Annotated in this window: 12 protein-coding genes and 1 pseudogene; 11 read left to right on the plus strand and 2 right to left on the minus strand. The window is 49.8% G+C overall.

Going from position 1 to position 19158, the window contains the following annotated elements:
- Positions 1-117 precede the first annotated feature (117 nt).
- The 6 genes and pseudogenes from CHL74_RS16095 to CHL74_RS02700 all read left to right on the plus strand — a co-directional run.
- Positions 118-393 (plus strand): annotated as a pseudogene (locus CHL74_RS16095) (Fic family protein); the annotation flags it as partial.
- Positions 394-549: 156 nt separating this feature from the next.
- The gene (locus CHL74_RS16100; RefSeq protein WP_254923207.1) at positions 550-867 is read left to right on the plus strand and encodes an HTH domain-containing protein; all 318 of its coding nucleotides are present in this window, start codon (positions 550-552) and stop codon (positions 865-867) included.
- Between the two features lie 265 nt (positions 868-1132).
- A complete protein-coding gene (locus CHL74_RS02685) occupies positions 1133-2338 on the plus strand; it encodes an efflux RND transporter periplasmic adaptor subunit (RefSeq protein WP_254923202.1) in 1206 nt (401 codons plus the stop codon).
- A gap of 5 nt (positions 2339-2343) precedes the next feature.
- Entirely contained in the window at positions 2344-5430 is a 3087-nt protein-coding gene (locus CHL74_RS02690) for an efflux RND transporter permease subunit (protein ID WP_094879584.1), read from the plus strand.
- Positions 5384-6559, plus strand: coding sequence for a TolC family protein (locus CHL74_RS02695; protein WP_094879585.1), 1176 nt, complete (start codon positions 5384-5386; stop codon positions 6557-6559). Before CHL74_RS02690 ends, CHL74_RS02695 begins: the two co-directional genes overlap by 47 nt.
- A 188-nt stretch (positions 6560-6747) precedes the next feature.
- Positions 6748-7875: an ATP-binding protein gene (locus tag CHL74_RS02700; RefSeq protein ID WP_094879586.1), complete on the plus strand. Its 1128-nt coding sequence runs from the start codon at positions 6748-6750 to the stop codon at positions 7873-7875.
- 369 nt (positions 7876-8244) lie between these two features.
- On the opposite strand, the gene CHL74_RS02705 is transcribed toward CHL74_RS02700, so the two are convergent.
- Positions 8245-9609: an ATP-binding protein gene (locus tag CHL74_RS02705; RefSeq protein ID WP_094879587.1), complete on the minus strand. Its 1365-nt coding sequence runs from the start codon at positions 9607-9609 to the stop codon at positions 8245-8247.
- 430 nt (positions 9610-10039) lie between these two features.
- Here CHL74_RS02705 and CHL74_RS02710 point away from each other — a divergent pair, with 430 nt between their 5' ends.
- The 3 genes from CHL74_RS02710 (at position 10040) to CHL74_RS02720 (ending at position 15775) form a co-directional block, all read left to right on the plus strand.
- Complete coding sequence (locus CHL74_RS02710; protein ID WP_141241213.1) at positions 10040-13396, plus strand: hypothetical protein; 3357 nt, start codon at positions 10040-10042, stop codon at positions 13394-13396.
- Positions 13397-13810: 414 nt separating this feature from the next.
- Positions 13811-14221 (plus strand): Hsp20/alpha crystallin family protein, encoded by a 411-nt coding sequence (locus tag CHL74_RS02715; RefSeq protein WP_254923203.1) that lies wholly within the window; start codon positions 13811-13813, stop codon positions 14219-14221.
- A gap of 246 nt (positions 14222-14467) precedes the next feature.
- On the plus strand, positions 14468-15775 hold the full coding sequence (locus CHL74_RS02720; RefSeq protein ID WP_094879590.1) for a uracil-xanthine permease family protein: 1308 nt from the start codon (positions 14468-14470) through the stop codon (positions 15773-15775).
- A gap of 113 nt (positions 15776-15888) precedes the next feature.
- Here the strand turns inward: CHL74_RS02720 and CHL74_RS02725 are convergent, their stop codons facing one another.
- On the minus strand, positions 15889-16803 hold the full coding sequence (locus CHL74_RS02725; RefSeq protein WP_094879591.1) for an Rpn family recombination-promoting nuclease/putative transposase: 915 nt from the start codon (positions 16801-16803) through the stop codon (positions 15889-15891).
- Positions 16804-16958: 155 nt separating this feature from the next.
- On the opposite strand from CHL74_RS02725, the gene CHL74_RS02730 reads away from it, so the two are divergent.
- Both CHL74_RS02730 and CHL74_RS02735 read left to right on the plus strand, forming a co-directional pair.
- A complete protein-coding gene (locus CHL74_RS02730) occupies positions 16959-17474 on the plus strand; it encodes a hypothetical protein (protein ID WP_094879592.1) in 516 nt (171 codons plus the stop codon).
- Between the two features lie 45 nt (positions 17475-17519).
- The gene (locus CHL74_RS02735) at positions 17520-19145 is read left to right on the plus strand and encodes a flotillin family protein (protein WP_094879593.1); all 1626 of its coding nucleotides are present in this window, start codon (positions 17520-17522) and stop codon (positions 19143-19145) included.
- Positions 19146-19158: the final 13 nt, after the last annotated feature.

A 19158-nucleotide genomic window follows, 5' to 3' on the forward strand; every position in this document is an offset into this window, starting at 1 on the left:
ACGAATATCGGTTCTGTCACCTGGTCTCAGCTCGTTTTCGTCAAGGTATATGTGAACAAGCTTTGTTTCTTTCTTTTGCTCTACAAACACGTCTTTAAGGTCGAACCAATCCAGCATGTGTTCGGGCAAAAGACATTCTGCAAGGAGTCTATACTTTTCCATATTTATCCGTTCTTTGACTTTATAAACGGACAATATAGTGTTTTTATTGTACTACGATATCCACACACTTTTTCCAGTGGTCCCCTTATAGTTTCTCTCTGTAGCTTTGCCAATGGCAATAGCGACGGACCGTTCATACATCCTATAATAAAAGGGATAATAATACATTTCATGCTTGCATATATTCATCCTTTTGTGGACGGTAATGGACGCACGGCGCGTTCTTTGATATATTGGTATCTGCTAAAGAATGGCTATTGGCTTACGGAATATCTATCCATATCGCGTGTCATATATCGCAGTAAAGCCAGATACGAAAAGGCTTTCTTGTATACTGAATTTGACGGTCTTGACATTACATATTTCATAATGTATAACTTGTCGGCAATGAAGACAGCATACGATGAACTTAAACTGTATCTGCAAAGAAAGATTAAGGAACAGCAGGATTTTGTTGCTTTCAGAGGAAATGGACTGTTAACCGAACGTCAGGCTCAAATAATACGCTTGTATTGTGACTCACCAAATGCTATTTTTACAGCCAAATCGCTGATTACACGTTTTTCTGTAAATGTAAAGACAATTCGTTGTGATTTGCAGCAACTTGTAAAACAAGGATTGCTGTGTGAGTCGCCAATAAACAAGAGAATGGTTGGATATGTAAGAGCTGATGGCTTTGAGGATAAATTAAAAGAGTTTATATAGTGTTTTACAAGAAAAAGCTGTAAAACTTGTATCCATAAATGTCTCGTCCTGCCTTCTTTTATGTCCTAATAGGGGAATTTAGGGGAAATTAGAGGAGAATTTCCCCTAATTTGTTTCTCTTTTATTATCTTACGTATATATTAATATGTACGCGTGTTCCTATTTATGCGTATAATCTTCGCTTTTGCAACATAGTTGCATATCTTATTCCTTATCTTTGCAACTGACTTTTTTTAGCTTCTTATTAATAAACACTTAATGAAATATGCTTAGACGAATCACTTATTACTTATTATCTGTAGTCTTCGTGGCGGGAATGGTCGCTTGCGGAGGCAAGTCCCATGACCATCTCGATCACGACCATGACCATGAGCATGCCGAGGAAACCGAGCATCACGACCACGATTCCGAAGAGGAAGGTCATGAGGCTAAAGGCGCCCATACCGACGAGATAATCCTCTCGCCTGAGAAGGCTCGTGCAGCCGGAGTGAAGGTGGAGGAAGTGAAGCCAGGCATGTTCCATGGCGTCATCCACACCAGTGGCAAGGTGATGTCGGCATCATGCGACGAGACTGCCGTTGTTGCCACCATCAGCGGACGAGTGCAGTATAAGAACCACGTGAGTGAAGGACTGAAGGTGGCTGCCGGAACCACGCTCTTCTCCATAACTTCCGCAGGAATGCAGATGGCTGACGGCGACCCCGTACAGCGTGCACGTATCGACTACGAGCGTGCCGAGCGCGACTATACACGTGCGAAAACACTCATCAAGGACAAGATAATAAGCGAGAAAGACCTCGCCGTAGCCAAGGCTGAATATGAGGCTGCCAAGCTCACCTACACCAGCATGCAGCGCACACGCAGCGCCGGCGGTGTGACGGTTACAGCTCCTCGCGGCGGCTACATCAAGCAATGTATGGTCAATGGCGGCGACTACGTGGAAGCTGGTCAGCCCCTTGCCGTAATCACCCAGAACAAGCACCTCTATCTGCGTGCCGAAATACCGGAGCGCCACTTCAACGAGCTTAACAAGATACGTTGCGCAAAGTTCCGCACCAGCTACAGCAACCGTCTCTACGACATCACCGATATGGGCGGACACATCCAGTCTTACGGTCGTTCGGCAGAGGTAAACAATTCGTATATCCCCGTAATCTTCGAGTTCAACAACACCGGCGACGTTGTGCAGGGCTCGTACGCCGAGATTTATCTCATCACGCAGGACCGTCCCAACGTCATCACGCTGCCCCTCACCGCCCTCACCGAGGAGCAGGGCGTCCACTTTGTCTATATCCAGATTGACGCCGAAGGCTATCGTAAGCAGGAAGTGACGCTTGGCGAGAGCGACGGCGAGCGTGTGGAGATACTTACAGGAGTGAAGAAGGGCGACCGCGTCGTTACCAAGGGCGCAGTCCAGGTAAGACTGGCATCGGCTGCCAACGCCATCCCAGCGCATAACCATAATCATTAATAGCTATGCTGAATAAGATAATACGCTTCTCGCTTGAGAACAGAATACTTGTGCTGGTGGCGTCCGTACTGCTTGTCATCGCCGGACTCTATTCCACCAGCAAGACAGATGTCGACGTGTTCCCTGACCTCAATGCGCCCACCGTGGTCATCATGACCGAGGCTGGTGGCATGGCCACAGAGGAAGTGGAGCAACTCGTCACCTTCCCCATTGAGACCGCTGTCAACGGCAGTACCGGCGTACGTCGTGTCCGCTCGCAGTCCACCAACGGCTTCTCCGTAGTATGGGTGGAATTTGATTGGGGCACCGACATCTATCTTGCCCGCCAGATAGTAAGCGAAAAACTTGCTGCCGTGGGCGAACAGATGCCTGCAGGAGTAAGCGCTCCGGTGCTCGGTCCGCAGTCGTCCATCCTTGGCGAGGTGCTCATCGTGAGCCTCACCAGCAAGCACACTTCGCAGCAAGACCTGCGTACGTATGCTGACTGGGTGATACGTCCGCGTCTGCTCTCCACCGGTGGCGTGGCTCAGGTCAGCGTCCATGGTGGCGACATCAAGGAATATCAGATACTCATAAGCCCGGGCAAGATGAAGCATTTCGGTGTTTCGCTCTCAGACGTCATGGCTTCCACCCGCAACATGAACGTCAATACCAACGGTGGCGTACGCTATGAGTATGGCAACGAATACATCATCCGCGGCATCACCTCCACCAATGACGCCGAGAAGCTCGGCACGTGCATCGTAAAGAAGAACGGTGAGAGCGTCATCACCCTCGCCGACGTAGCCGATATAAAGGTGGGCAACCAGTCGCCCAAGCTCGGCGTCGGCAGCGAAAGAGCCCGTCCTGCCGTGCTTCTCACCGTGACAAAGCAGCCAAACACCAGCACCATCGACCTCACCAAGCACCTCGACCTCGCCCTCGAAGACCTTCACAAGACCCTTCCCGAGGACGTGCATATCTCAACGGACATCTTCCGTCAGTCCGATTTCATCGAGAGCAGCATCGACAACGTACAGAAGTCGCTCATCGAAGGCGCCATCTTCGTCGTCATCATCCTTATGCTCTTCCTCGCCAACGTGCGCACCACGGTCATCTCGCTCGTCACCATCCCCATATCGTTCCTCGTGGCGATGATAGTGCTCAATGCCCTTGGCATCAGCATCAACACCATGACCCTCGGCGGTCTTGCCATTGCCATCGGTTCGCTCGTCGACGACGCCATTGTGGACGTGGAGAACGTCTACAAGCACATACGCCAGAACCGCGCATTGCCCGAGCCGGAGCGCGTGCCCATCATCGAGCTTGTCTTCAATGCTTCGCGTGAAGTGCGCATGCCGATTCTCAATTCCACGTTGATAATCGTAGTGAGCTTCGCTCCGCTGTTCTTCCTCAGCGGCATGGAAGGTCGCATGCTCATCCCCCTCGGCATCGCCTTCGTTACAGCTCTCTTCGCCTCCACCCTCGTAGCCCTCACGCTCACCCCCGTGCTCTGCAGCTATCTGCTCGGCAAGAGCAATGGCGAGATGCCGAAGGAAGCCTTCGTGGCAGTCTGGCTGAAGAAATATTATGAGCGTGCTCTGCTCTGGGTGCTCGCCAATACACGTAAGGTCATCATCGGCACGGTTGCATTATTCGCCGTAGCCATCGGCGTGTTCTTCTGCTTAGGCAGCAGCTTCCTGCCCAAGTTCAACGAAGGATCGTTCACCATCAACATCTCCTCTCTCCCCGGCATTTCGCTCGAAGAGAGCGATTCCATCGGCGCCCGTGCCGAGCGACTGCTCCTTCAGGTGCCCGAAATAAAGACCGTGGCACGCAAGACCGGACGCGCCGAGCTTGACGAACATGCCCTTGGCGTCAACGTCAGCGAGATAGAAGCTCCGTTTGAGTTGAAAGACCGCAGCCATGAGGAAGTGCTCAATGACGTGCGCAAGCGTCTCTCCGTGCTTGCCGGAGCCAACATCGAGATAGGCCAGCCCATCTCACACCGCATTGACGCCATGCTCTCCGGCACGCAGGCAAGCATCGCCATCAAGCTCTTCGGCACCGACCTCAACCGCATGTTCACCATCGGCAATCAGATAAAGAGCGCCTGCCAGGACATCGAAGGCATCGCCGACCTCAATGTGGAGCAGCAGATAGAGCGTCCCGAGCTCAAGATTGTTCCGCGTCGTGAGCTGCTTGTCCGCAACGGCATCACGCTCCCCGAGTTCAACGAGTTCCTCGCTGTCAATCTTGCCGGCGAAACCGTGTCGCAGGTGTATGAAGCCGGACGCGCATTCAATCTTGTGGTGAAAGCCGACAAGTACGACGACATAAAAGACCTCATCATCGACACGCAGGACGGACGCAAGGTGCCGCTCAGCGACGTGGCAGACATCATCTCCAGCGCAGGTCCCAACACCATCAACCGTGAGAACGTACAGCGCAAGATAGTCATCTCTGCCAACACCAGCGGACGGGCATTGAGCGACGTCGTGGCAGACATCAAGAAAGCTGTAGGCGAAGAAGTGCAGCTGCCTGAGGGCTACCATGTGGAGTACGGCGGACAGTTTGAGAGTCAGGAGAGCGCCAGCCGCGTGCTCTATCTCACCTGCATTCTCGCCATCGTCGTCATCTTCTTCCTCCTCTTCATGCAGTTCCGCAACGCTATGGAGGCTGGCGTAATCCTCCTCAATCTGCCCTTGGCGCTCATCGGCGGCATCTTCGCCATCGTGCTGACCACCGGAGAAGTGAGCATCCCTGCCGTCATCGGCTTCATCTCGCTCTTCGGCATCGCCACGCGCAACGGCATGCTGCTCATCACCGAGTATAAGCGTCTGCGCACGGAGGAAGGCAAGACCGTCCGTGACGCCATCGTGGAAGGATCGCTCTCGCGTCTCAACCCCATCCTCATGACCGCGCTCACCTCCGCCCTTGCCCTCGTGCCGCTGGCACTCGGCGGCGACCTGCCCGGCAACGAGATTCAGTCGCCGATGGCAAAGGTGATACTCGGCGGACTCATCAGCTCAACATTACTCAACGCATTCATCGTACCTATCATATATGAAAAGATATCTAATAGCAACAATAGTGGCGTTCAGCGCGTATAGCGCAGCCCTTGCCGACACCGTCGGCGACGTGCTCAAGCAGGTGGCAGCCAACAACCTCACCCTGCAGTCGCTCGCTCACGACTGCCAAGCCGATGTGCTTGAAATAAAGGCTGGCAACGCCCTCGCCGGACCGTCCGTGGAGTACAGCCCGTTCTTCACGAAGGCTTACTCCGGCGTGGCGGAGAGCGAGCTTGTGGTAAGCCAGGAGATTGATTTCCCCACGAAGTATGCCGCCCGCAACAAGCAGGCTCAGATGCAGCAGACCGTGGGCGACCAGCTCCTTGCCAAGCAGCGCCGCGACATCCTGCTTCAGGCTCAGCTGGTCTGCATCGACCTTATCCGCCTCAATCAGACCCTCACCATGCTGCGTGAGCGCCTTGCCAACAGCGAGACGCTCCTCCAGATGTATGAGAAGCGCATGGAGGCAGGCGACGCCAACGCTCTTGAGCTTAACAAGGTGAAGCTCGACTGCATGGAGGTGCGCACCCTCGTCAGCGAGACGCAGGGCGAGCGCACAGCCCTCGTGCAGCAGCTCCGCCAGCTCAACGGTGGCAAGCCGCTGGACGTGACAGACACGGAGCTGCCCGTCTATCCGCAGATAACGAACTTCGAGGAGTATCGCACGCTTGCCCTTGCTGCCGACGCTGACGTGGCAGTGGCTCAGACCGCCCTCCGCGCCGCCGACATGAATCTGAAGGTGCAGAAGAACGAGTGGCTTCCCAGCATCTCCTTCGGTTATCGTCGCAACACGGAGCAGGGCGAAGGCATCAACGGCTTCCAGGTAGGCGTCAGCTTTCCGCTCTACAGCAACAGCTCCAACGTCAAGGCTGCCCGTGAGCGCCGTCAGAGTGCAGAGCTGCAGGTGACGCAGGCACAGCATGAGGCTGAGTCGTCGCTGCGCACCAGCTACGATCAGTTGCAGGGCCTCCAGCAGGTCATCAGTCATAGCGACGTGAAGCTCATGCAGGAGTCGCTCTCCCTCTTCGCAAAGGCTCTGCAGCAGGGCGAGATAACAGCCCTCGTGTATTACGAGGAGATAAACGGCATCTACGAGAAGCTGCAACGCCACATCGACCTCCATTCGCAGAGCGTGAAGCTGCTGGCAGAGCTGCATAAGAACGAGCTGTAAAGCAAGGCAAACTGTAATAGATGCGGGCATTTCAGCCCGTATCTATTACAGTTTGTTTTTTAGCAATTTATGTTCCTAATCCCAAAAGTTAGTATGAATTTTGGGATTGTAATCCCAAAAGTTAGTATAAGTTTTGGGATTAGGCTATTTTTTCCTTATCTTTGCCTCTATAAACAATATGTACGCTAATGATAGAACGAGAGTTACATAAAAAGATAGAGTCGCGTATGTTTGCAGGAAAGGCAATCATCGTTATAGGAGCGCGACAGGTAGGCAAAAGCACGCTTTTCAGAATGATTCTTGAGAAGCAGGACTGCAAGGCTTTGCAGTTGAATTGTGATGAGCCGGAAGTAAAGGATATGCTTACCAATATCAACACCCCGGAATTGCGTCTTCTCATTGCCGACAACAAGATAGTGGTCATTGACGAGGCACAGCGAGTGGAAAATATAGGTATGACCTTAAAGCGAATCACCGATAATTTTCCCACGGTGCAGTTGCTTGTTACCGGTTCGTCATCATTTGAGTTGCAAGATCGTCTCAACGAGCCTCTTACCGGTCGCAAGTTTGAGTATTATCTCTATCCTATATCAACGTCAGAGATACTGAACAGTCAGGGACTGTTGGGTGTGAAGCAAACCCTTGAACAACGCCTCATCTTTGGATCGTATCCCGACATCATAAATCATGCTGACGATGCAAAAGAGTTGCTTACCAATCTTGCAGGCAGCTATCTCTATAAGGATTTGCTTTCGCTTGAGAGCGTGCGCCGCCCGGTTCTGCTCGGCAAGCTTCTCACGGCTCTTGCCTTGCAGGTGTGCAGTGAAGTGTCGTATAACGAACTTGCACAGACCGTAGGCACCGACAACAAGACCGTGGAGAAATACATTGATTTGCTCGAGAAGTGTTATATTATCTTTAGATTAAACGGGTTCAATCGCAATCTGCGCACAGAATTGAAGAAGGGAAAAAAGATATACTTTTACGATAATGGCATACGCAACGCCATTCTTCAGAACTTTTCGCCGTTGTCGTTGCGTCAAGACACAGGGGCTTTGTGGGAGAACTTCATCATAAGTGAGCGAATTAAAGCCAACCATTATTCTGGTCGTTATGCCAACAGTTATTTCTGGCGCACCACCCAGCAGCAGGAGATTGACTATATAGAAGAGTGCGACGGACAGTTTACGGTCTTTGAGATGAAATGGAATCCGCGCCGCGCCAACACCCAGTTTCCCTCTTCATTCCTTACGGCTTATGACGTGAAGCAGACGGCTGTTGTTACTCCCGACAACTGGATGGAGTGGGTGGTTTGATGCGCTCGGCATGTACAATATTTGCATTTCTAACGCTCAATACTCCTCGTTCAGCGCACAACAAAATCTTTGGTGCGAAATTCTTGAGTTTTGAGCGTGCAGCGATAGTTTATTGACACACAGCTGATTACGCAGATAGAGAAAGAAGTGTGCAATGAATACACGCATCATAGAGTTGTCATAGCGCCACTTTTACCCTCCAATAGCGCCACTTTTATCATGCAATAGCGCCACTTTTACACTCTAATAGTGGCACTATTGGACTGTAAAAGTGCGCTATTGTTAAGCATGGGTGCCGTTAGCACCGCAAAACACCATAAAAACAGCAATCTAAATCTCTAGAATCAATTTTTGTTTTGTAACAGAATTTTACTCTTTAGACGATATTTGCATGTCTTCATGTCTTCCTTCCAGAAACCTTTCCAGTTGCCCTGCATAATACAACGGAATGTTATAGAGAGTGAACGGACAGCCGTTGCTTCGTGTTATTACGTCCGATGTCATCGGTCCGTTCCATATTCTAAGGGCTATTCGTTCCTTCGAATCCTCCATAAACTGATGTAAGGAGCGTAGCTTCGAGTTGTTGCCGGTCTTCACTTCTATCGGCAACAGATGCGACTTATGTCGGATTACGAAGTCTACCTCAGCCTGAGAGTTGCGTGCGTCGCGCACCCAGAACATCCGTTTCTCGCCGAACGTCGTCGTCGCTCCAAGCAGTTCCTGCGCTACGATATGTTCGGCGATGTCGCCGTTCCACAGTTCGTCGCTGTCAGTGGAGAAGAGCAGTTCCTCCTGCATTCCTGCCACATAATTCACCAGCCCCGTGTCAAGCCACAATAGCTTGGGGCTTTTCTTCAGATCGGGCAGTATCGGCAAGGCTGTAGACGTAAGAGGATAAACCAGTTCCAGAAGCAGAGTCTTCTCAAGCGTACGGAAGGCATTGCTGACATCAGCCGACTTGAATGATGAATTGGTGAACTTTGCGAACTGTATGCGGTGGGCGGCGGATGTCCAGCCGTAGTTGAGAATATAGCGTATGGAGTCCTGCTCCTTCGGTTTACTGGCATACTTCTCCACATCGTCGCGATATCCCGAAAGCAAGGCGTTGAATATGCCTCCGAGTCTTACCATGTCGCGATGCTGAGCATAGTTAGCCACCACCTCCGGCAGTCCTCCTATTATCATGTATTTCTTGAAGAGTTCCAGCGCATAGCTGTGCAGTGACTGCGGCACGTCCACCGCCTCCACCTTCTCAGCAAGCATCTCTTCTCCTATGGCAGAAAGAAACTCCACGAACGTGCAGGGGTGTAGAGCCATGTATTCCACTCTTCCTACGGGAAACGAGATATGTCTGTCCATAAGGCTTTCCAATAGTGAACCTGCGGCGATGACATAAATGTCGGGACGTTTCTCGTAGAAAAAGCGCAGCGTCTGCACAGCCTTAGGCTCGTTCTGTATCTCGTCGATGAATATCAGTGTGCGTTTGTTGTCCTGGCGTACATTGGCTTTGAAGAAAATGCCGGACAGCAAGTCGTCGAAAGAGTAGTCGGCAGCAAACAATGCAGCGTTCTCTTTTTCCTCAAGATTAAGGTAAATATAGTTGCTGAATTCCTCGGCAAACATTCTTACAAGCGTGGTCTTGCCCACCTGACGTGCGCCACGCAAGACCAAAGGCTTTCGTTCGTCCTTCTTCGCCCATTTGCGAAGATAATTGAGTGCTATTCGTTTGAACATATCTAAATGGTTATATATCAGTGACAAAGATACATAATAATATTCAAATCCAAACCAAAAATGAGCGAAATCTTAATCAAATCCAAACCAACTTTGCTTGAAAACCTGAGCAAATCCAAACCAACATTTCCAAAAACCTGATCAAATCCAAACCAACTGCTTGTTTTCTTGTTTGCTCCAATTAACCCTATTTATTGGCTTAACTGCATATCTTTAAACAAAAAAGTTCAAAAATTTGTTGCTACATATTTTTTTTATTAATTTTGCAACGAATACATATAATTAGCATCAATATACTATAACTTGCGTGCAAAGAAGCACGACAGACCACTTAAACCATAGTGACCTAAAAACGATTAAAATTAAAACAAGTCTATTTTTTTATTCACTTTATCAATATCAACTAACTATCAATTAAAAGAAAAGGATTATGAAAAAGATTCTATCCCTTCTTTCAATGTTGATGATTACCGTTATGGCATTTGCTGGTTCCTATTCAGATGCACTTCATTTTGAGGTGAATCTTATGGGTGCTAAGGCTGTAGATTTGCCAAATGGTACTCTCACCATTGAGAAACGCGTAGACGGCACGTACAATGTTACAGCCGAAGGTTGCGATTTCACCCAATATGAAATGGGCAACTGGGGCGAGTTTGTATGTGAAGAAGTTGCTGGCACAACAGATGCAAGCGGCTTGACAACCATCGAGGTTAGCAATCCTTATTGCTATCTCACACAATCAAGCTATGCTTTGAGTGACAGTAAGCTTGTCGTTAAGTTCAACGATACAAAGGCTTATGCTACCTTTAATGGTCAGTTAGCCTTGAACGCTTTAAAGAAGTATCCCTTCCAGTACACCTTCGGTACTGACGACTTCGGTTCTACCGGTGGTGGCACAGAAGGCGGTGGCGAGACTGGTGGCACAGTTGAGACTACAGAGGGTCCGCTCGTTGAGGCAGGTTTTGCTGCTAACGGCGCAACAATCGAAGCCAAGCCCTTCACCATCAACTGGGACACACACAAGATTGTAGCTAAGCTGGATCTTACTAACTGTCAGGGCGTTAATGAGACCATCTTCTCATTCGCTAACAACGCAGCTAACCTCGGCGAGTGGAATGTTGCTAACGGCGCTGTCCTCCACTTCTACTACACAAAGGACGCTGATGTTTGGACAGCAACTGGTTGGCAGAAACTTACAAATACCTTCTGCATCCAGTTCCGCAACAGCGACAAACTCGGCGAAACTCCGACAAAGTACGTTCAGGTAAATGATCCTTCTAACGTTCGCGTTGAGCTTCGTCAGGATGGCGTTTATATCGACGGCACATTGGCATTCGAGGCAAGCGACTATGCTAAGCTTCTCACTTATAACGACCTCGTATTCGGATCGACACAGGGCGAAAACCGCAGCTACGCTACATATAAGTATGTAGAGGTGGTAGGTCTTGACTGGACAGAGCCTGCTACTGTCGTAGACTCTAAGGAATACACAGACAAGCTCTTCATGACTATGGCAGGTGGCCAGCCTTCAGAGCTTGGCACCAGCACTGTTACCGTAAAGGAGATGTCTGATGGCACATACAACATGTCTCTCGTTATCGGCGAAAACACTGTTGAAGCTGAGAACGTAGTGAAGGGCACTGACGAAAAGGACCGCACCACATACGCTTGCACTTTCAACATGGGCGAGCAGGAATATCAGGTAAACGCTGTTGTCTATACCAACGACAACAACGAGGAGAAGATTTATCTTACTGCCACCACCACTGGCGCTACGTTCACTGTAGGTTCTGATCCTGACTACGTGGCTCCTCAGCCCGAGCCTGTAGACGTAACACTCTGGGAGAAATATCAGGCTGATGGCAATGGCTTCTCTAAGACAGCTACTATCGACTGGGACAAGCAGAAGATCGTTGCTTCTATCGACTTCTCTAACGGTGGTGACGACAAGGATATCCTTGCTATGACTACTGGCGAGAGCTTCGCTGCATTCCAGACAAGCACATACCGCACAATGCACTGGTACTGCAATCAGTCTGTAAAGCAGATGTCTGGCTTCTTCGCAAAGAGCGGTGCTGGTAACAACAACACTGGTCGCTTTGACGTTGCCGACTGCCTCGCTAAGTTCGAAATCTCTAAGGCTGAGGGTCTGAAGGTTAACGGTGTGGTTAAGATGACTCCTGAGGCTCTTGAAGAGCTCTTCGCAAGCAACACTGTTCTTATCGGTAGCGGCGAGTCTCCTAAGTTCAGCCAGGCATTCTACAACTACATTAAGGTGGTTTCTCTCGACTGGACAGAGCCAACAGAACCGACAGAGCCAACAGTTAAGGAAGAGAAGAGTTTCACTGACGCAATCTCTATGGTTGCTGGCGATATTTCAGAGGAAGTAGGTCAGGCTAAGGTTACTATCAAGGAGATGTCTGACGAGACTATCAGCATGACTGTTGCTATTGTTGGTCAGGAGGGTGCTGAGTATACAGCTTCTGGTTTCACAAAGACTGTTGACACAGAGAAGAACCGCACTACCTACACAGGTAAGATCAACATTGACGCTGCTTTCGACGTAACTGCTCTTGTTTATGCAGATGGCACAGTAGAGAAGCTCTACATGGTAGCTGAGGGTGCTGAATTCAACTACGTAATCGGTACTAATCCGGACGCTCCGACGGTAACAGAGGTTTCTAACAAGGACTACACCAGCAACCTCCGCATCTACGATTCTGAGTCAGAGAGCGAGGAGAACCTCTTCCAGGCTGACGAGGCTACTGTAAACGTAGTTAAGTACAGCGACGAGTCATACAAGATCACTCTCAAGCAGATCACTCTCAACGAGCAGACTGTTGACCTCGTATTCAACGGTACTGAGAATACAGCTACTCCGTGGGACGAGGGAGGCACTGTAGAGACAGAGGAGACTATGATTGTTGCTAAGCCTGATGCTGCTACAGAGGAGTTCCTCGGTGGCGAGGGTGAGGAAATCGAGGCTACCTTCCAGATCGTTAACGTTTCTGAGAACGAAATCAAGATGGCTCTCAACATCTCTGGCAATACATTCATGTATGACGGCGAGTTCAACTATGATCAGCCTGAGGAGCCGAAGGAGGATTATGCTATCAACTTCGAGAAGGACGCTAAGCAGACTCACGCCAGCCGCTACTCTACATCTGTATCGCTCACCGTTAACGGTCAGGCACAGACCATCGAGTTCGGCAAGACAATGAACGGCTACGAGGATCTTACAGCACAGAGCTTCACCGTAACTCCGGGTGCTGAGGTAACTCCGGCTATCGGTTATGTAGGCGAGTGGATGCACGGTTACGTATACGTAGACCTCAACAACGACAAGCAGTTCTCATTCAACGCTGACAGCGACGACCAGACTGGCACTGAGGTTGTATCTTACAGCTTCTACAGCGCTTCTAATGGTTCAACCGGTCTCAACTCTAAGGGCGAGACAGTAAGCAACAACTGCAACGTTAACCCGCTGCCTTCGTTCACAGCTCCTGCAGAGGAGGGTACATACCGCATCCGCTTCAAGGTAGACTGGAACAGCGTAGACGCTGGTGGTTGCGTTGTTTCTGGCAACAATATCCTCAACAACGGTGGTGGCATCTACGACGCTACTCTCGTGGTTAAGGACGTTACCAACGGCATCGACAGCATCAACGCTGAGACTGCCAAGGCAGAGCTCTTCACTGTTGACGGCGTTAAGATCAGCAAGCTGCAGAAGGGTCTGAACATCGTTCGCACTGCTGACGGCAAGGTGAAGAAGGTTGTCATCAAGTAAATGACACGGTTCGGTAGGTGTGACCCTTTGACGGCACATCCGCAGAACATAACATAAAGGGAAATCCCGGTTCCGAAAGAAGGAGCCGGGATTTTTTTATTACACCAGGTCAGAAACAAACATAGGAGGCTATGGCGTCTCGCCGTAGCCACGCACCCACGAACGCAAGCTTATTGATTATCTTTTGTTTCTGACTATTTGTCAATGTTTTGTGACTGATTGTCTGAATAATCTGACTATTTGTCTATTTGTTTGATATTTCGCTTTACTGTTTAATACCAAAGCCCTACGGTTGTGACGTTGGCATGCAAGTTGCATTAGAGATAGTGCAAACCGAAGGCGGAAGCCCGAGGGGAGCAAAGAAAAGATAAAATAACTAAAATATAATTGGAGGTTTTTGATATGTTACCAGTAATGAGAAATACTTGGATGCCTGAAGTTTTCAATGACTTTTTTGATACCGACTTCATGCCGCGTACAAATGCCACCGCACCAGCCATCAACGTTAAAGAGACTGAGCACGACTACACTGTAGAGCTTGCAGCCGCAGGAATGAAGAAGGGCGACTTCAACATTAACGTCGACGCCGATGGCAACCTTCACATCAAGATGGAGCATAAGGATGAGAAGAAGGACGAGAACAAGAAAGAACATTATCTCCGTCGCGAGTTCTCATACTCAAAGTTCGAGCAGACTCTTCTGCTTCCTGACGATGTAGACAAGGAGAAGATTGCAGCCAACGTCAGCGACGGTGTGCTCACCATCGACCTTCCGAAGATTGAGAAGAAGGAAGAGAAGGCTTCACGTCAGATTGAGGTGAAATAACCGCAATGCGAAAACAGACCCTGCTTCGGCAGGAAATGTATAGACACAAATAACCGTGGTCGGTTAGGAATGTATAGACATAGATAGCTGAATGAGTTAAGATTGTATAAGCAGATAAGGTTGAATAATAATAGGTAGGGTTTGTTTTTACAACGACAAACGCAATAGACCACAAGAACGTACAGTTTTTGTGGTCTTTTTTTTGTAATTTTGCAGCCATACACAAATTTTACATCATTTAGCGATATGAAAAATTCAATCGACAATCTCTATCAGCTTGACGGTAGAGTGCCCATCGGGAAAGCTCTCCCGTTCGGTCTGCAGCACGTGCTGGCGATGTTCGTCAGCAACATTACGCCAATCATGATTCTTGCGGGAGCCGTGGGACTGGACAGCGCAGTCAGTGCCGCCCTTATTCAGAACTGTATGGTGATAGCCGGTATCGGTACGCTTGTGCAGCTTTATCCCGTCTGGCGTATCGGCTCGCGCCTTCCCATCGTCATGGGCATCTCCTTCACGTTCCTTTCGCTCGCCATCAGCCTTGCCGGCGCTTACGGTATGGGCACGCTTATCGGCGCTGTCATCATCGGCGGTCTTGTGGAAGGCTTCCTCGGACTCTTCGTCAAGTACTGGATAAAGCTTATTCCGCACGTAGTTTCAGCCACAGTGGTGACAGCCATCGGCTTCTCGCTGCTTCCCATTGGTGCCAATTCGTTTGCCGGTGGAGTGGGTGCAGCCGACTTCGGCAGCCTTAACAACTGGATTGTGGGTAGCGTTACGCTCCTTGCCTGCCTCCTTTGCCAGGTTTTCGCAAAGGGATTTCTCCGTTCTCTCTCCGTTCTTGTAGGTCTTTTGGTGGGCTATGTTTTGGCTTGTTGCCTGGGAATGGTCGACTTCAGTGGCATTGCAGGTCAGTCAATCATCGCCTTGCCTCGTCTCCTTCCCTTCACACCGGAGTTTAATATCGGCGCCATTCTTTCCGTAGTGGCTGTCTATCTTGTTTCTGCAACTGAGACCATCGGCGATACTTCCGCCCTTTGCAACAGTGCTTTGCACCGCGATCCTGAGACAAAAGAGATGGGATCAGCCATCTGTTGTGACGGTTTCGTAAGTTCGGTGTCGGGCATTTTCGGTTGTACGCCAATCACATCGTTCAGCCAGAACGTAGGTCTTGCAGCCATTTCGGGCGTCGTAAACCGCTTTACCATCGCCATTGGAGCCGTCGTTATGATTCTCGGTGGCGTGTTCCCAGTAGTTGGATACGCCCTCACCACCATCCCGCAGGCAGTTCTCGGCGGTTGCACCATCATGATGTTCGGTAGCATTCTCTTCGCCGGATTCGGCATGATGGCACGTGCAGGCTTCTCTCAGCGCAACATGGTTATAGTAAGTCTGTCGCTCAGCATCGGTCTTGGCTTCACACAAGCCACCGGCATGTTTGCCATCTTCCCTGAGATCATCCGCACCGTCTTCGCCGAAAACTGCGTAGCAGTGGTGTTCCTCCTCGCCGTAATACTCAATCTGGTATTGCCCAAGAAGGATTTGGTGGAATAAGAAAAGCAAATAGATAGAATAATAAAAGCTTAAGAGGGTGTGCATTCCATGTTTTCTTTGCAGGAAATAAAAGCAAAGTAACACGGAAAGCACACCCTCTTGTATTGTTACGCTTACATTATAGCGTCGATTTCGTCTTTGGTCAATCCAGTTGCATTGATTATCTGCTCAACCGGTATACCAATCTTCTTCAGATTTTTGGCTATGTCCATAGCCTTGTTATGCTCGCCTTCCGCACGTCCTTCGGCTCGTCCTTCTGCTCGTCCCTCCGCTCGTCCTTGTTCAAGTCCCTCCGCACGGGCGTTTCCGAGCACGTCGTTCTGAATCATTACGGCATTGACATGCTCGTCGTATGCGTAGCGTTCGGCATCGCTCATAGAGTAGTATTGGAGTTTCTCGCGTGCTTCGCGCAGACCCGGGGCTGTGGTCTTTTCGTTAATCACTCCTTCCTTGAGATAACGCATCCATTCTTCAAGCGGTGACTTTGCCACTTCGTTGAAGTTGTTCACACGCACAAGATAGTATGTGGGGAATATCTCTGCCGGGTATTTAGGCTTGATGACACCCTCCTCTTTAGTGCTGATGACAAGGTGGTCCTTGGTATGGACACCAACGAAATTGTTCTGTCCGATGTACAGATAATCGGAGCCACGACCGAGGTCGAAGTAGAGAATGCTGATGGAGTAGACCTTCTTCACCTCCTGATAAGTATTGCCGAGCTTTATGTGTTCGGTTATTGCTTTAGCCACGCCGTAGAGGATACGTTCGAGATAATAAAGCTCGCTCGTATTCTGCACCTCCACAATGATTATCTCTCCCTTCGAGTTTTTGGCTTTGATATCCACGCGGTTGAACTTGTCGTCGGCAGATACCTGATTGCCTTCGCTTTCGAGAATCTCCATTATTTTTACCTTTTCGTTGAGGAAGACGGTAAGAAAACCCTCCAGCACGTCGAAGTTGGCCTTCTGACGCAACAGTCGCTTAATGGCCCAGTCAAATCGTATGCATCTATCTTTCAATGAATTCATATCGCTAAATGTTGAGTTAAGACTTTACTTTGCAAACTTACACAAAATACTTGAATGTCAGATATGTTTTTCTTAAATTTATCTTTTATTTGTTACGTATATCGGATTAATTATGTAAATTTGCTATATTAATAAAACTAAAACCTTACAACCTTATGGCAACATCCGAAATATTCATGCTCTTGGCACTTGTGTCTACGGGAATATTCCTCCTTCAGTTTGTCATTTCCATCTTCTTCGGAGGGCTTGACATCGACGTTGACGGCGACACAAACGTCGACTTCGACCTTGGCAGTCTGTTTTCCTTCAAGGGTCTAATCCACTTTCTTATCGGCTTCGGATGGACAAAGGTGCTGTTCGTCGGCGACGCATGGTATACGTACGCATTGGCTGTGGTGGTAGGAATGGTGTTTATGCTGGTGCTGTTCTATACCTACATGCTTGCTTTCCGCTTGCAGAACCTGCGCAAGCCCGAACCGCCCGTGAGCATAGTGGGTAGGGCAGGGCGCATCTACATCAATCAGGGCGACGGACGCTATACTGTTTTTGTAAATCGTGACGGAGCCGAACGCGAACTTGACGTGGTATCCGAGTCGGGACGTACGGACTATAAGACCGACGAGGTGGTTACGGTAAAGGAATACAGGGACAACAAGTACTTCATAGATTGACACGACAAGATAATACATAATTCTTAAATACATTATTTCTATAACATGGAAACAAACGTTCTTATTCTTGCCGCGGTACTCGTAGTGGTGGTACTGCTTGGCATAATTGGCGTGTTATCGCGCTATCGTAAGTGTAAATCTGACGAGGTGCTCGTCGTTTACGGTAAGACCGGCGGCACTAAATCCGCCAAACTCTATCATGGTGGCGCTGCTTTCGTGTGGCCTATCATTCAGGGCTACGACTTCCTTTCGATGAAGCCGATGCAGATAGACTGTAAGCTTACGGGCGCCATCTCTGCCCAGAACATCCGTGTGGACGTTCCGACTACCATCACCGTAGCCATCAGCACCGACCCGGAGGTTATGCAGAACGCCGCAGAGCGTATGCTCGGACTCTCAATGGACGACAAGCAGAATCTCATTACCGACGTGGTATACGGTCAGATGCGTCTTGTAATCGCCGATATGACCATTGAGGAACTCAATTCTGACCGCGACAAGTTCCTTGCAAAGGTGAAGGACAATATTGATACGGAGCTGCGCAAGTTCGGTCTGTATCTGATGAACATCAACATCAGCGACATCCGCGATGCCGCCAACTATATCGTAAACCTTGGTAAGGAGGCAGAATCGAAGGCGCAGAACGAGGCTCAAGCCAACATCGAGGAGCAGGAGAAGTTAGGTGCAATCAAGATTGCCAACCAGATAAAGGAGCGCGAGACACGCGTGGCTGAAACCCGCAAGGACCAGGAAGTGGCTATCGCCGCTACGCGTAAGGAGCAGGAAATCAGTGTGGCTCAGACCGATAAGGAGCGCGTTTCGCAGGTGGCTCAGGCCAATGCCGAGAAGGAATCGCAGGTGGCTCGTGCCGAAGCGGAGAAGAACATCAATGTGGAGCAAGCCAATACTGCCAAGGAAAGCCGCATAGCAGAGCTTAATTCCGATATGGAGATAAAGCAGGCTGAGGCTAAGAAGAAGGCTGCCATAGGACGCAATGAGGCTCAGAAGGAGATAGCTCTCTCCAATGCTCAGCTTTCGGTAACGCAGGCCAATGCCGACAAGGAGGCCGGTGAGGCTTCGGCTCGCTCAGAGGCAGCCGTACAGACGGCACGTGAGAAGGCCCAGAAGGAGGTGGAGGAAGCCAAGGCAATGAAGGTGGAATCTTCTCTTAAGGCGGAGAAGATTGTGCCTGCAGAGGTGGCAAAGCAGGAGGCCATACTTCAGGCTGACGCCGTGGCAGAGAAGGTTATACGTGAGGCAGAGGCTAAGGCTAAGGCCACTCTCGCCCAGGCAGAGGCTGAAGCAAAGGCCATCCGCATGAAGCTTGAGGCTGAGGCAGAGGGTAAGAAAATGTCGCTCCTTGCTGAGGCTGACGGTTTCCAGGCTATGGTGAAGGCTGCTGAATCTAATCCTGCCATCGCCATCCAGTACAAGATGGTGGACCAGTGGAAGGAGATTGCAGGCGAGCAGGTCAAGGCATTCGAGAAGATGCAGCTCGGCAATGTCACCGTTTTCGACGGTGGCGACGGCGCAACAAGCAACTTCCTCAACTCGTTGGTGAAGACCGTAGCGCCGAGTCTCGGCGTTCTTGACCAGCTTCCTATCGGCGAAACCGTAAAGAAAATCATCCATCCAGAGAAGAAGGAAGACGACAAGACGGAGAAGAAATAACATTGCTTGCGTA

The organism is Prevotella sp. 885 (genome assembly GCF_002265625.1).
Taxonomy (GTDB): domain Bacteria; phylum Bacteroidota; class Bacteroidia; order Bacteroidales; family Bacteroidaceae; genus Prevotella.

Excerpts from the sequence above, each read along its gene's own strand:
- CHL74_RS16100 (WP_254923207.1), top strand. The coding sequence starts at position 550 with ATGAAGACAGCATACGATGAACTTAAACTGTATCTGCAAAGAAAGATT.
- CHL74_RS02685 (WP_254923202.1), top strand. The coding sequence starts at position 1,133 with ATGCTTAGACGAATCACTTATTACTTATTATCTGTAGTCTTCGTGGCG.
- CHL74_RS02690 (WP_094879584.1), top strand. The coding sequence starts at position 2,344 with ATGCTGAATAAGATAATACGCTTCTCGCTTGAGAACAGAATACTTGTG.
- CHL74_RS02695 (WP_094879585.1), top strand. The coding sequence starts at position 5,384 with ATGAAAAGATATCTAATAGCAACAATAGTGGCGTTCAGCGCGTATAGC.
- CHL74_RS02700 (WP_094879586.1), top strand. The coding sequence starts at position 6,748 with ATGATAGAACGAGAGTTACATAAAAAGATAGAGTCGCGTATGTTTGCA.
- CHL74_RS02705 (WP_094879587.1), bottom strand. The coding sequence starts at position 9,609 with ATGTTCAAACGAATAGCACTCAATTATCTTCGCAAATGGGCGAAGAAG.
- CHL74_RS02710 (WP_141241213.1), top strand. The coding sequence starts at position 10,040 with ATGAAAAAGATTCTATCCCTTCTTTCAATGTTGATGATTACCGTTATG.
- CHL74_RS02715 (WP_254923203.1), top strand. The coding sequence starts at position 13,811 with ATGAGAAATACTTGGATGCCTGAAGTTTTCAATGACTTTTTTGATACC.
- CHL74_RS02720 (WP_094879590.1), top strand. The coding sequence starts at position 14,468 with ATGAAAAATTCAATCGACAATCTCTATCAGCTTGACGGTAGAGTGCCC.
- CHL74_RS02725 (WP_094879591.1), bottom strand. The coding sequence starts at position 16,803 with ATGAATTCATTGAAAGATAGATGCATACGATTTGACTGGGCCATTAAG.
- CHL74_RS02730 (WP_094879592.1), top strand. The coding sequence starts at position 16,959 with ATGGCAACATCCGAAATATTCATGCTCTTGGCACTTGTGTCTACGGGA.
- CHL74_RS02735 (WP_094879593.1), top strand. The coding sequence starts at position 17,520 with ATGGAAACAAACGTTCTTATTCTTGCCGCGGTACTCGTAGTGGTGGTA.